At 45.7% G+C, this 13,842-nt stretch carries 17 protein-coding genes; 16 read left to right on the top strand and 1 reads right to left on the bottom strand.

Translation table 11 applies throughout. The features are described 5' to 3' along the window. Positions 1 to 107: 107 nt before the first annotated feature. The 14 genes from A8806_RS17330 to A8806_RS17265 all read left to right on the top strand — a co-directional run bounded on the left by A8806_RS17330 (position 108) and on the right by A8806_RS17265 (position 12,331). Complete coding sequence (locus A8806_RS17330) at positions 108 to 251, top strand: DUF3789 domain-containing protein (RefSeq protein ID WP_074017777.1); 144 nt, start codon at positions 108 to 110, stop codon at positions 249 to 251. Continuing rightward, positions 232 to 573 (top strand): plasmid mobilization protein, encoded by a 342-nt coding sequence (locus A8806_RS17325; RefSeq protein ID WP_109732433.1) that lies wholly within the window; start codon positions 232 to 234, stop codon positions 571 to 573. Before A8806_RS17330 ends, A8806_RS17325 begins: the two co-directional genes overlap by 20 nt. Further along, the gene (locus A8806_RS17320; protein ID WP_109732432.1) at positions 564 to 1,934 is read left to right on the top strand and encodes a relaxase/mobilization nuclease domain-containing protein; all 1,371 of its coding nucleotides are present in this window, start codon (positions 564 to 566) and stop codon (positions 1,932 to 1,934) included. Before A8806_RS17325 ends, A8806_RS17320 begins: the two co-directional genes overlap by 10 nt. After that, complete coding sequence (locus A8806_RS17315; protein WP_003525219.1) at positions 1,918 to 2,712, top strand: PcfB family protein; 795 nt, start codon at positions 1,918 to 1,920, stop codon at positions 2,710 to 2,712. The genes A8806_RS17320 and A8806_RS17315 overlap by 17 nt, the downstream gene beginning before the upstream one ends. A gap of 5 nt (positions 2,713 to 2,717) precedes the next feature. Next, positions 2,718 to 3,602 (top strand): LtrC-like protein, encoded by an 885-nt coding sequence (locus A8806_RS17310; protein ID WP_109732431.1) that lies wholly within the window; start codon positions 2,718 to 2,720, stop codon positions 3,600 to 3,602. Positions 3,603 to 3,611: 9 nt separating this feature from the next. After that, on the top strand, positions 3,612 to 3,815 hold the full coding sequence (locus A8806_RS17305; protein WP_003525217.1) for a hypothetical protein: 204 nt from the start codon (positions 3,612 to 3,614) through the stop codon (positions 3,813 to 3,815). Then, entirely contained in the window at positions 3,802 to 5,598 is a 1,797-nt protein-coding gene (locus tag A8806_RS17300; RefSeq protein ID WP_109732430.1) for a VirD4-like conjugal transfer protein, CD1115 family, read from the top strand. The genes A8806_RS17305 and A8806_RS17300 overlap by 14 nt, the downstream gene beginning before the upstream one ends. A gap of 14 nt (positions 5,599 to 5,612) precedes the next feature. Beyond that, positions 5,613 to 5,972 carry a glutamyl-tRNA amidotransferase subunit A gene (locus A8806_RS17295; RefSeq protein ID WP_014635894.1) on the top strand — a complete coding sequence of 120 codons (360 nt, stop codon included), beginning with the start codon at positions 5,613 to 5,615 and terminating at the stop codon, positions 5,970 to 5,972. A 73-nt stretch (positions 5,973 to 6,045) separates the two neighbouring features. Then, positions 6,046 to 6,882: a VirB6/TrbL-like conjugal transfer protein, CD1112 family gene (locus tag A8806_RS17290; RefSeq protein ID WP_080908666.1), complete on the top strand. Its 837-nt coding sequence runs from the start codon at positions 6,046 to 6,048 to the stop codon at positions 6,880 to 6,882. Positions 6,883 to 6,896: 14 nt separating this feature from the next. Further along, positions 6,897 to 7,082: a hypothetical protein gene (locus tag A8806_RS17285; protein ID WP_015573063.1), complete on the top strand. Its 186-nt coding sequence runs from the start codon at positions 6,897 to 6,899 to the stop codon at positions 7,080 to 7,082. Further along, complete coding sequence (locus tag A8806_RS17280; protein ID WP_015573062.1) at positions 7,082 to 7,447, top strand: PrgI family protein; 366 nt, start codon at positions 7,082 to 7,084, stop codon at positions 7,445 to 7,447. Before A8806_RS17285 ends, A8806_RS17280 begins: the two co-directional genes overlap by 1 nt. After that, positions 7,440 to 9,773, top strand: a complete 2,334-nt coding sequence (locus A8806_RS17275; protein WP_050618041.1) for a VirB4-like conjugal transfer ATPase, CD1110 family — start codon at positions 7,440 to 7,442, stop codon at positions 9,771 to 9,773. Before A8806_RS17280 ends, A8806_RS17275 begins: the two co-directional genes overlap by 8 nt. Before the next feature lie 37 nt (positions 9,774 to 9,810). Then, a complete protein-coding gene (gene srtB / locus A8806_RS17270; RefSeq protein WP_109732429.1) occupies positions 9,811 to 10,581 on the top strand; it encodes a class B sortase in 771 nt (256 codons plus the stop codon). 40 nt (positions 10,582 to 10,621) lie between these two features. Then, a complete protein-coding gene (locus A8806_RS17265) occupies positions 10,622 to 12,331 on the top strand; it encodes a CHAP domain-containing protein (RefSeq protein ID WP_109732428.1) in 1,710 nt (569 codons plus the stop codon). A gap of 38 nt (positions 12,332 to 12,369) precedes the next feature. On the opposite strand, the gene A8806_RS17260 is transcribed toward A8806_RS17265, so the two are convergent. Further along, positions 12,370 to 12,828, bottom strand: coding sequence for a hypothetical protein (locus A8806_RS17260; RefSeq protein ID WP_044761230.1), 459 nt, complete (start codon positions 12,826 to 12,828; stop codon positions 12,370 to 12,372). Positions 12,829 to 13,018: 190 nt separating this feature from the next. Between A8806_RS17260 and A8806_RS17250 the strand changes: the two genes are divergently transcribed. Further along, complete coding sequence (locus A8806_RS17250; RefSeq protein WP_001129922.1) at positions 13,019 to 13,393, top strand: TnpV protein; 375 nt, start codon at positions 13,019 to 13,021, stop codon at positions 13,391 to 13,393. Between the two features lie 366 nt (positions 13,394 to 13,759). Next, on the top strand, positions 13,760 to 13,842 hold an 83-nt coding region (locus A8806_RS17245; protein WP_146203311.1), incomplete at its 3' end, for a GTP-binding protein.

Raw genomic sequence — 13,842 nt, 5'->3', positions numbered from 1 at the left:
TGTCTGCATAATCTTAGCGAGCAGACCATTTATGGACAGAAATGTCCAAAACGGTACACTCGTTAGGGGTTGCCCCTAATACCCCAAGCAAGAAAGGAGCATAAACTATGCGGGAGATAGTATTGGTCGCCGCCGGGTTAATCATCGGCGGTTTTTTCGGAGTAACAACAATGTGCCTGTTTCAGATAAACCGGGACAGGCACTATATTTACAGAAAGGACAGCGATAAAAATGAGCAAGAGAAACATTGAAAAGCACATTCTGATGAACAAGGCAGAAGCTCAGGATTTGCAGAAAAAAGCAAAACGGGCGTGTCTTTCCGAAGGAGGTCTTATCCGTTTACTTCTCAAAGGCTATGAGCCGAGAGAAAAGCCCGACGAAAGATTTTACGATGTTATGCGTGAGCTTTCTGCTATCGGGAACAACATCAATCAGCTTGCGGTAAAAGCAAACACCCTCGGATTTGTGGACGCACCGCAGCTTAAAAAGGAAGCCGAGCGTTGGCACAAGTTTCAGGCTGATGTGGAGCGTACTTTTTTAAGACCCGATAAGAGCGATATGAAATGGCAGTAAGTAAATTGTGGTCTGTCACATCAAGGCTCGGTCAGGTAATCGACTATGCCGCCAATCCCGAAAAGACTGCGGCAGATATTTACACCGAGGAACAGTATCAGGCTCTCCGTGATGTGCTTGCCTACGCAAAGGACGAAGAAAAAACCGAGCGTGAGTTTTTCGTTGAGGGTATCAACTGCAATCCTGCGACCGCAAGAGACCAGTTTGTTTCTGTGAAAAAAGCATACGGCAAAGACGACGGCATACAAGCCTATCACGGATACCTGAGCTTTAAGGAACAGGACATATCCCCGGAGCTGGCACAGAAAATCGGAATGGAATTTGCAAACGAAGTGTGGGGCAAAAGATTTCAGGTGGTGGTTACTACACATCTGAACACGAAGCACCTGCACTGCCACTATGTAATCAACTCCGTTTCCTTTGTGGACGGCAAGCGGTTATGGGGCGATGAAAAAGCGTGGTTCAAGTTTCGCTTGGTTGCCGACCGTCTCTGTGAAAAATACGGACTGTATTACAATCCGAACCCAAACCGCAGTAAGCAATCCTCTTATTACTATAAGCAGGAGCAAGCAGGTATGCCGAGCCGATATTCAATGACCCGTAACGCCATTGATGAAGCGATTGCACACAGCACCAACTTAAAGACCTTTGATTATATCCTGACTCAGATGGGCTATGAGCATTGTCTCAGCGACAGCCGAAAGTATTGGACGATTGTTCCGAAAGGATACAAGAAGCCGATACGACTTAAATCCCTTGGAGAGAATTATACCGAGGAAGCAATCAAGCGTAGGTTGACGGAAAATCAAAAGGTTCTCATCGTTCCTTTTGCAAAGGAAACGGTAAGAGTCAGACAGTACCGATTGCCCACAAGAGAACACAAAATCAAAAAAGTCGGCGGACTGTATGGGCTGTATCTGCATTACTGCTATAAGCTGGGTTATCTGCCGAAGTACAAAAAACAGAATACCGCAAGGCTTCACTATCTTTTGAAAGAAGATTTGCTGAAGCTCGACAAAATCACTCAGGAGACAAGGCTGCTTGGACGGGAGAACATTTCTACCGACGAGCAGCTTTTCTCATATAAAGAGTCCGTGTTGTCCCAAATCAAATCCCTGACTGACGATAGAACGCACCTGCGAAAACAGTTAAGAAGAAATTTGAGTGACGATGAGCTATCAAATGTCAAAGAGCAGATTACGGCAATCACGAGCAAGCTGTGGACTCTCCGCAAAGAGGTCGGTCTTTGTGATGACATAGCCGAAAGGTCAAAGGTCATTGAAGCCAACCTTGAAACGGTTAGAGTTTACGAAGAAAAACAAGAAAGAAAGGAGCAGAACCGTAATGACAAACGGAGGTGATGCGGCAGAACAGGTCGTCAGGCTATCGCTTGAGGGCTTTGAAGTAGCCGCAAAATTAAGTGGAGCGGCAGCAAAGAATATTGCCGTTCTTTTAGTCTCTGTTCTCAAACAGGAACAGAAAACAAAGGGCAAGGCTCGACTTACCAATATGATTAAGTCGGGCAAGGAGCTGAAGGTGTTTTCTATCCCCAACAAGGACTTGAAAAAGTTTACCGAGCAGGCAAAACGCTACGGCGTTCTCTACTGCGTACTCAGGGATAAAAACACAAAGGGCGATAATGTACCGATTGATATTATTGCCCGTGCAGAGGACGCTTCCAAAATTCAGCGAATCGTTGAGAGATTTGAACTCGGCAAGGTTGATAAGGCTGCGATTGTCACCGAGTCTCAGAAGGCTGTCGAAAAGCGTGAAGCTTTGGAAAAAGACAAGCCGACGAAAACCAAAAACGAAATCATCACTGAGGAAGCCGTCAGAAAACCTATTCAAAAAGAGGGGTATTCCCAGTCAAACCCCACAGTCGCCAAAACGGACAAAAACCCTCCGTCAAGGCACGACTCCGAGCCGGTAGATATGCAAACTGATAAGGGTACTGTCAGCGACAGACAGAGAAAGCCGTCGGTGAAAGCAAAGCTCGACCGATATAAGGCACAGTCCAAGCAGCAGAAAGAAGCAGAACGCAAAGAGCCGGAGGTATCCAAGCCGGAGGTCAAGAACGCCCCGGCACAGACCGTACACCAGCAGCCGAAACCCAAAAGCAAAAATGTGAAAGAGAGGTAATCACAATGACAAACAATTTTACCCCTGCTAAGGCAGGACAGCAGAGCAAACGACTTTCCAAAGAGGAATATGCCGAGAAGATGAAAGCGGAAAAAGAAGCCGTATATCAGATGGCGGACGACACCGCAAAGGCGATTGTTTCCGACCCGGAAAAGTTCAAAGCCTTCCTTGATACGCAGAGCCGTCTTGACCGATACTCTGCGGTCAACGCACTTCTGATTTTCAAGCAGCTTCCCGAAGCAAGCCAGCTTAAAAACTTTGACGACTGGAGCAAGGACAATGTGAAAATTCAGAAAGGTGCAAAAAGCATTTCCATTCTTGAACCTGTCGAGTATGCCAAGAGAGACGGTACGACCGGCATTTCCTACAATGTGAAAAAGGTCTTTGATGTTTCTCAGACCAACGGCAAGAGACCGCCTGCACCGACTGTCAACCGAGACCCGAAAGCACTCATTACCGTTATGCTGGATTCTTCCCCGGTTGAAGTGGAAGCAACAAATGAGCTTCCGTATCCCAATATGGCGGCGTTTTACAACAACGAGGAACAGACCTTGTATGTAAAGCGTGATGTGGGAGACAGCGTAGCAGTCGCTCAGTGCGTAGCACAGGAGCTTGGCCACGCACAGCTCTCCATCAACAGCGACAGTTACAGCAGAGCGGATATGGGCTTTCAGGCAGTATGTATCGGCTATATGCTTTGCAAAAAGTACGGCGTCGATACACAGAATTTTGCTATCAACCGTATCCCTGAGAAGCTCGCCAGCAAAGAGCCGAAGGACATTCGCTATGAGCTTTCCAAAACGAGAAACGCAATGGCGGATATTCACTCCCGTGTTTCCGATGAGCTTTACAAGAAAAAGCAGGAACGAAGCAAAGACTACGAAAGATAAGGTGAGACTATGGCGAAGGAAGAAATGTATCATATCGCATTGGACGATTATGAACACGGCATTATTATCCGTTCTCTCAACGACGAGAAAACAGATTTGATGAACGAGGGAAAATCTACCGATGCGGTGGACGACCTTATCATCAAGGTCGGAACTGCCCCAAAGAAAAAGTTCAGAGTTATCGAAAAGGAACGCTCCTGTGAATCGAGATAACGAAAGGCAGTCTGCGATTATTCTTTCCGTCATCGGTATTATCCCGGTCGTATGGCTGGCACTTCTGATTGCACCCTCTGTAAAAGGAGGATTGCCGGAAATACTGCCGAGCCTATTAACAGCGTTCAACAACCCATTCCATATTGAGCTATGCGAGGACAGCCTAAAAACTGTCCTCGTTTTGCTTCTCTGCTATGCAATGGGTATCGGGATTTACTTCTCAACGCAGAAAAATTACCGAAGGCGTGAAGAACACGGCTCTGCAAAATGGGGCAACGCAAGAGCCGTAAACAAAAAATACAGACAGTCTCCGGCTTCTGCAAATAAGCTGATGACGCAAAATGTCTGTATCGGACTCAATGCGAAGAAGCACCGAAGAAACTTAAACACCCTTGTGTGCGGCGGTTCGGGAGCCGGTAAGACAAGGTTTTACTGCAAGCCGAATCTTATGCAGTGCAACACATCATTTGTCATTCTTGACCCAAAGGGCGAAATACTCCGAGATACCGGAAAGCTGCTTGAAAGCAAAGGCTATGAAGTCCGTGTTCTCGATTTGATTTCAATGGAGAAAAGCCATTGCTATAACCCGTTTGTCTATTTGCAGAATGACAACGATGTGCAAAAGCTCGTGACGAACCTTTTTAAGAGTACCACTCCGAAAGGCAGTCAGGCACAAGACCCCTTTTGGGACACCTCGGCTTCAATGCTTCTGCTTGCACTTGTATTCTATCTTCATTATGAAGCACCCGAAGATGAACAGAACTTTGCAATGATAATGGAAATGCTCAGAGCCGGTGCGATTGAGGACGAGGAGGACACAAGACCTTCTCCTCTTGACGAACTGTTTGCGGAACTGGAAATGTCAAATCCCGACCACATCGCTTTGAAGTATTACCGTTCCTATCATTCTGGTGCGGCGAAAACCTTAAAGTCCATACAGATAACCCTTGCGGCAAGACTGGAAAAGTTTAACCTTGAAAGTCTTGCTTCTTTAACTACCACAGACGAGCTTGACCTCCCGTCACTCGGAGAAAAAAAGGTCGCTCTGTTTGCTTTGATACCGGATAACGATTCCAGCTTTAACTTCTTGGTATCTATCCTTTACACACAGCTTTTTCAGCAGTTGTTTTATGCTGCCGACCATATTCACGGAGGCTCGCTTCCCGTTCCCGTTCATTTCCTGATGGACGAATTTGCGAATGTGAGCCTGCCCGATGACTTTGACAAAATACTGTCGGTTATGCGTTCCCGTGGAGTGTCGGTAAGTATCATCTTGCAGAACTTGGCTCAGTTAAAAGCCTTGTTTGAAAAGCAATGGGAAAGTATTGTCGGCAACTGCGACGAGTTTTTATATCTCGGCGGTAACGAGCAAAGCACCCACAAATATGTGTCCGAGCTTCTCGGCAAGGAAACCATTGATACCAACACTTTCGGAAAGAGTACCGGGCGAAGCGGTAACTACTCCACCAATTATCAGATTAGCGGTCGAGAGCTTCTTACCCCTGATGAGGTTCGTATGCTTGATAACCAATATGCAATTCTGTTTATTCGTGGAGAACGCCCCGTTATGGACTTCAAGTATGACATCTTGAAGCACCCGAATGTGGCACTTACAACCGATGGAAAGGCTTCTGCATATAAACACGGCGAAGTGACCATCAAGCACTCATCAATTTCTGTTCTTTCTATTGACCCGGAAGAACTTCCGGAGGAAAGCTACGGAGAAACCAATTACGAGCTTCTGTCCGATGAGGATTTTGAAGTAAATAAAAACTTATTTTAACGGAGGAAAACACAATGAACATTTTTAAGAAGAACAACGAAAAGAAAACTACTCAGAAGCTGCCTATGACTGGAAAGGTTCAGAAAGGCTTCCGTGCTTACTGCGCCGTAATCGCAGCAGCAACTCTTGTTTGCGGCATGAGCGTTACCGCTTTTGCCGCCAGCGACCCGATTACCGTAGTCAACAATCTGTCCGATTTCATTTTCGGTCTTATCCGTGCCATCGGTCTTATACTGCTTGGCTTCGGTATCGTTCAGGTCGGTCTCTCTTTGAAGTCTCACGACCCGTCTCAGAGAGCCAACGGTTTCCTGACTCTTGCGGGCGGTATCATCATTACCTTTGCAAAGGAAATCCTGACCCTTATTACCGGCTAAGAGAACACAGTTATCAAACGGGGCATACCTGGCATTTCAGGTATGCCCCTAATCTTAAAGGAGGTGCAAACAGATGAGTGATAACTGGGTAGTTCAGAACCTCGAAAATGCCCTTGAAACTTGGAACAGCAAGCTATCGGAAATATGGCAGTTGCTAACCACTTCGCCGCAGGAGTTCAAAGGCGGCAGTATTTGGTCGGTAATGGTGAATATCAACGGAGCGGTTCAGGCTATCGGTCTTGCCTTACTCGTTCTGTTTTTTGTTGTCGGTGTGGTTCGCACCTGCGGAAGTTTTACCGATGTAAAGAAACCGGAACACGCATTAAAGCTGTTTATCCGCTTTGCCATCGCCAAAGGTGTGATTACCTACGGGCTGGAGCTTATGCTTGCCCTGTTCAACATCGTACAAGGTACGATTTCAACCATTATGACATCTGCGGGATTTGGTACACCCAATCAAACAACCTTACCTGCTGAAATGGTAACAACCATTGAAAGCTGCGGATTTTTTGAGAGTATCCCATTGTGGGCGGTTACTCTTATCGGCGGACTGTTTATCACGGTCTTGTCGTTCATTATGATAATGACGGTGTACGGACGATTTTTCAAGCTGTATATGTACACGGCTCTCGCTCCGATACCGCTTTCCACTTTTGCCGGAGAACCGTCGCAGAATGTGGGTAAGAGCTTTATAAAGAGCTACTGTGCTGTTTTGCTTGAGGGAGCCGTAATTGTACTTGCTTGTATTATCTTCTCCCTATTTGCTTCTACGCCGCCGGTAGTGAACCCTGACGCAGCAGCCGTTACTCAGGTATGGGCATATATCGGCGAACTGGTATTCAATATGCTTGTGCTTGTCGGTGCGGTTAAGATGAGCGACCGAATTATCCGTGAAATGATGGGCTTATAACGGGAGGTTCTCTGATGAAGAAAAACAAGAATAATAACGATAGATGGCAGGGCTATACGCCTGCCGACTGCGACTGCAAATATTGTGTGTATTACGGAGGAAAGAAAAACGGCAATGTAATTTGCCTTGCGGACACCTGCGTCTGCTCTGATGAAATCCGTCACGCAAAACAAGCATATCGCAGAGAAAGGAGCTTTTGATGGAAGTCAAAATTAACCGAGAGATACGAAATTACACAGAGTCAATGTTTTTTGGACTGTCGCTCAGACAGTTCATTTTTTCTGTCCTCGCCTGTGCGGTAGCGGTAGGACTTTACTTCCTCCTAAAACCGTACCTCGGAACAGAAACCGTATCGTGGGTGTGCATTTTGGGAGCTGCCCCTTTTGCGGCTCTCGGCTTTGTGAAATACAACGGAATGACGGCTGAGAAATTTATATGGGCGTGGATAAAGTCCGAGTTCCTTATGCCGAAAAAGCTGGTCTTTCATTCCACCAACACCTATTACGAATTGATGAAACCGACAATCGAACAAAAACAGAAGGAGGCTTATAAGAACAATGATTAAAACCCTTACAAACCTGTTAAAGCAGGACAAAGAAAAGTTTGTAGTACCAAAGGGCGTACAGGATTGTATTCCCATTACCGCCATTTATGACGACGGTATTTTCCGTGTGGGCAAGGACAAGTATTCCAAGAGCTTCAAGTTCACGGATATTAACTTTGCCGTAGCAAGCCGTGAGGACAAGGAAGCAATGTTCCTTGAATACTCCGAGCTTCTCAACTCTCTTGACAGCGGAGCTACTACAAAGCTGACTATCAACAACAGACGGCTTAACCGTTTGGACTTTGAGAAAACCATTCTTATCCCCGAAACCGGCGATGAGCTTGATGTTTACCGAGAGGAATATAACAAAATGCTTCTCGACAAGGCGACCGGTGCAAATGCCATCGTTCAGGATAAGTATGTTACTATCTCTATCAACAAAAAGAGCGTGGAGGACGCAAGAACCTATTTTGCCCGTGTCGGCGCTGACCTGATTGCCCACTTTGCAAGACTCGGAAGTAAATGTGTGGAGCTTGAAACCGATGAGAGGTTGAGAATTGTCCACGATTTCTTCCGTGTCGGGGAGGAAACCGCCTACCACTTCAATATTAAGGAAACGAGAAAAAAGGGACACGATTTCAAAGATTATGTTTGCCCGGATACAATGGAATTTGAAAAGGACTACTTCAAAATGGGAAACCGTTACGGGAGAGTCCTTTTTCTTCGTGAGTACGCTTCCTATATCAAGGACAGTATGGTAGCCGAGCTTACCGACCTGAACCGCAACCTGATGATGTCTATTGACATTGTACCCGTTCCGACCGATGAAGCGGTGCGAGAAGCAGAGAGCAGACTGCTTGGGGTTGAGACGAATATAACCAACTGGCAGAGAAAGCAGAATCAGAACAATAACTTTTCCGCTACCGTTCCGTATGATATGGAACAGCAGAAAAAGGAAATGAAGGAGTTCCTTGATGACCTTACCACTCGTGATCAGCGAATGATGTTCGCTGTACTCACTATGGTTCATACTGCGGACTCCAAAGAACAGCTTGATAACGACACCGAAGCTCTGCTTACGACTGCAAGAAAGCATTTGTGCCAGTTTGCGGTTCTCAAGTATCAGCAGATGGACGGACTGAATACGGCTATGCCCTTTGGAACACGCAAGATTGACGCATTCAGAACCCTTACCACAGAAAGCCTTGCTGTCTTTATTCCCTTCAGGGTTCAGGACATTTACCACGAAAACGGCATTTACTACGGTCAGAATGTTATCAGCAAAAATATGATTATCGCCGACCGCAGGCAGCTACTCAACGGTAATTCCTTTATCCTCGGCGTATCCGGCGGCGGTAAATCCTTTGCGGCAAAGGGAGAGATTGAAAACATCATTCTTTCCTCCAACGCAGATGTTATTATCATCGACCCGGAGCGAGAGTATTCTCAGCTTGTAAAGGCTCTCGGCGGCGAAATCATCAATATTTCCGCTACTTCACCGAGCCATATCAATGCAATGGATATGAACAAGGAATACGGCGACGGAGCAAACCCGGTAATCCTGAAATCCGAGTTCATTATGTCCCTTTGCGAACAGCTTATCGGCGGCACAAACCTCGGAGCAAAGCAGAAATCTATCATTGACCGTTGTACGGCGAGCGTTTACCGAGACTATCAGCAGAGAGGATATACCGGTACTGTTCCTACCTTGCAGGATTTCCGTGCGGAGCTTCTGAAACAGGACGAGCCGGAAGCAAAGGAAATCGCCCTTGCTATTGAGCTGTTTACACACGGCTCTTTGAATACCTTCGCAAAGCCGACCAATGTTGATACGGATAACCGACTTATATGTTATGACATTCTTGACCTCGGCAAACAGCTTATGCCTATCGGTATGCTTGTCGTCCTCGACTCTATCCTGAACCGTATTACACAGAACCGTGCAAAAGGTAAGCAGACTTTCATCTTCATTGATGAAATCTACCTCCTGTTCCAGCACGAATACTCCGCAAACTTCCTGTTTACTCTTTGGAAGCGTGTAAGAAAGTACGGTGCTTATGCCACCGGCATTACGCAGAATGTGGACGACCTTTTACAGAGCCATACGGCAAGAACTATGCTTGCAAACAGCGAGTTTTTGATTATGCTCAATCAGGCGTCAACCGACAGAATTGAGCTTGCCAAGCTCCTTAACATTTCCGACCTCCAGCTTTCATATATCACGAATGTTGACGCAGGACACGGACTGATTAAGGTCGGCAGTTCGCTTGTGCCGTTTGCAAATAAGTTCCCGAAGAATACGAAGCTGTATAAGCTGATGACAACCAAACCGGGCGAGGGTGCATAACCCTTGCCCTATTCTGTAAATGAGAAAGGAAACACCTATGAAAAACAAAATCTATATTGCCATAATCTGTGCTTTCAGCATTGTATTTGCCGTCAGCTCAGGTTTTCTCATCAAGCACTATTGCGACTCTGCAAAGCAGGCTGAGATGTACGACAATCTGATTGAGGTTGTGGAGACCGAGCCTGAAGAAACCAAAGAGCCGATGAACTACTCCGAAGAAAAAACCTTTATCCCGGAGTATCAGGAGCTTTATCTGCAAAACAACGATATGGTCGGCTGGATTAAGGTTGAGGACACAAAAATCAATTATCCCGTTATGCAGTCAAAGGACAATCCGAACTTCTACCTGAAACACGGATTTGATAAGGCATACACCGACTACGGCTGTCCTTATGTTCAGGAAAACTGCGATATGGAGCTTCCAAGCGACAATATCATCATCTACGGTCATCATATGAACGACGGCTCTATGTTCGCCGGTCTTATGAAATTTAAGGACAAGAGCTTTTGGGAAAAGCACAAAACAATATCCTTTGATACGCTGACCGACAGACAGACCTATGAAGTGATTGCCGTGTTCAAAACCGTGGTTTATACGGACAGTCCCGATAGCTTCAAATACTATCAGTTCGTTAATGCGGAGACCGCCGAGGATTTCACTGCCTATGTAGAGAAGTGCAAGGAACTGTCGCTTTACGATATCGGCGTAACCGCCGAATACGGCGACAAGATCCTGACCCTTTCCACCTGTGAGTATTCCCGGACAAACGGCAGACTTGTTGTAGTGGCGAAGCTCATTAACGAATAACACAACAGGTGGTTCAGCCTGCATAGGAAGGAGGGATTGTATGGCTGATATTAAAACGAAGGACAATGCAAAAGGTACGATACGAACCATAGATAAGGCTGCCGTTGCAACCCAACGAATGAAGCAGGCGTATATCGCAACAAAAGAAAAGGCAGAGCGGTCGGTAAATGCCAACAGCAGTTCAGCCGAGGAATACGCTTCCGATAAGCTGGAAAGCGGTATTGACGAGGTGGTTCACGATGGTGCTTATGTGTTTGACAAGGTGGGACGAAAAGGACTTGAAACCACAAAAGAGAATATCCGCACCGCAAAGGACGGTATTCAGCGTTTCAAGCAGCAGCGAGCCGAGCAGTCTTTACGAAAACAGGCTTCGCATAACACAAGCTCTGCGATTAAGACTGTTGACAAGGCGGAAAAGACCATAAAGCAGTCTGCCACTTCCTCCGGAAAGAAAACCATTAAGTTTGCCGGAAAAGAAGCAACAAAAACCGCACAGAAATCAGTTAAGACGGCTGAACAGACTGCAAAGACGGCGATAAAGACAAGCCAGCAAGCGGCGAAAGCGGCACAGAAAACAACTCAGGCGACGGTTAAGGCTTCGCAGAAAGCGGTACAGGCGGCAAAAGCCACAGCCAAAGCAACAGCCGCTACGATTAAAGCCGCAGCCAAAGCCACCGTTGCCGCAGTAAAAGCAATCATAGCGGCGGTAAAAGGTCTTGTTGCCGCTATCGCTGCCGGCGGCTGGGTTGCGGTGGTAGTTATTATTGTTCTATGCCTTGTAGCTCTGATTGCGGGTTCTGTGTTCGGTATCTTCTTTTCAGGAGAAGATTCCGGCACGGGAATGTCAATGCAGACAGTCGTTCAGGAAATCAATCAGGAATATGATGACCGACTGGAACAGGAAAAGAATTCCGTAAGCTATGATGTGCTTGAAATGAGCGGAAGCCGAGCTGTGTGGAAAGAGGTTCTTGCGGTCTATTCTGTTAAAGTGAATACCGACCCCGACAATCCGATGGAGGTTGCTACGGTTGATGAAACCAAGAAGCGGCTACTGTCGGATATTTTTTGGGAAATGAACGATATTTCTTCCCGAACGGAATCAAAAACCCATACCGAAATCGAGGAAAGCGACGACGGACACGGCAACATCGTACAGACTGAAACCACAGTAACCGAAACATTCCTGTATATCACGGTATCGCACAAGACCGTTGATGAAATGGCGGCTATGTACGGCTTTACTCAGGAGCAGAAAGATTATCTTGCTGAGCTACTAAAGGACGAAAACAATCAGCTATGGTCGCAGGTGCTTTACGGTATCGGATACAGCGACGACCAAATCGTTACGGTTGCTCTGTCTCAGGTTGGTAATGTAGGCGGTCAGCCTTACTGGTCTTGGTACGGATTTGACTCCCGTGTAGAATGGTGTGCCTGCTTCGTTTCTTGGTGTGCCAACGAGTGCGGATATATCGACGCCGGTATTATTCCGAAGTATGCCGGCTGTGTAAACGGCGTTCAATGGTTCAGAGACCGAGGACAATGGGCAGACGGTTCGTATGAACCTTCGCCCGGTACAATCATCTTCTTTGACTGGGAGGGCGACGGTGTGACAGACCACACCGGAATCGTACAGAAATGCGAAAACGGTACAGTCTATACCGTCGAGGGCAACTCAGGCGACACTTGCAGAACCAAAACATATCCTGTTGGAAGCTCAGTTATCTACGGATACGGTATTCCGGCATATTAAAAAAAGATGGCTGCTCGTTTGAGTAGCCATCAAGTACATTATTCAAAATCAGTTATTTCTCTATCTTTCAGATAGACATTGTGCGTGTGATAAGTAAAACACATCAACAAATCGCTGTCTCTATTATCTTTTGCTTTGAACATAGAAAAGTCGTCGGACAGGATAAAAATAAGTCCCAGCAGTTTCTTTATATATCCATTATATGAAGCATAGTTCATATAGAGAGATGCGGTATATCCGTCATCGTCCTCTATCAAATCTGCGTCAATTTCATAGGTTTCTGATAACTCACGGACTGCCCAAATAAATTTATCTTTATTAGCTATACGCCTTTCATTGGGGATAGTCCTTCTGTTTTTCTTCATAAAATCAAGAAATTCTTCTGCTGACATCAAGTTTTCGTTATCATCGTAATTCTCTTTTTTCATTTCTTCTTCAATTTGTTCAAGCGTCGGTCGGTCAAACCGATTACTGAATATCACTCTTTCTTTCCCCATCCTCTTTTACTCCTAAGTTGATTATTTTGAGTTTTTTCTTCTTGGCTCTCTCATAAGTCTTGGCAGCACCGCCCCAAGAATGAGTGACGAAACAGATTGCATAGCTGGAATTATCCACCATATATCTGTTTCTTGCGGGAATGGCTGATTTGAAATTGTATTTTTCAAATCCATCGGGATATATTATCGAATGGCAAAATCATTATTTGAGGAACTGGGCGGCAAATACGAAAGGCAAGGGGATTATTTGATACCGTGCTTAACTGTACCCGCCGAAGAAGAACAGGCAATAGGCATCTGGGGGCAACGGCATTTAGATTATCTAAAACAGTACCGTAAAGTTACATACACCAATCTTCTTACAAGCGGCAGGCTAAACGCCTACCTTGCCGACATCAACAGACAGGCACAGGAACGCTTTGAAAGGCTCATAGAGGGTATGAAACAGGCACAGGGCATAACGGAACAGCTAAAGGCAGAAAACGCCTTAGAATGGACAGGATGCCTCAATAACATAAGGGCTTGTGCGAGGGAGATTGTGGAAAAGGAAATTATTTTTGCATAAACAGATGATTAGTGGCAGGGGGAAATCCTGCCGCTTTTTCTGCTTTAGTTTGTCAGCTTGACAAATAAAGGGTTAAGGAATATAATTAGATTCAGTATTATACAAGGAGTTAATAAATATGCGGCAAGGTATTCTTAAATAAACTGTCAATTTGATAGTGGGAACAAAAAGTAGCAGTCCCGTTTCACTTTTAATATGGGGCTTAGTTTTTTGTACCCAGTTTAAGAATACTTTTATCATGTAATTTTATATGCCCGAAAACATATAAGTGTTTTGGGGCTATTGGAGTTATTTACCCAGTGATAGGAGTATTTATCACTGGGTATTTTTATGCCCTTTTTTGGGTGTTGATAGGAGGAAAATCACATGAAAATAATTAACATAGGCATTCTGGCTCACGTTGACGCAGGAAAGACAACATTAACGGAAAGTTTATTGTATACCAGTGG

The organism is Faecalicatena orotica (genome assembly GCF_003149245.1).
In the GTDB taxonomy this organism is placed as follows: domain Bacteria; phylum Bacillota; class Clostridia; order Lachnospirales; family Lachnospiraceae; genus Faecalicatena_A; species Faecalicatena_A orotica.
This window is presented reverse-complemented; position numbering and strand designations above follow the sequence as displayed.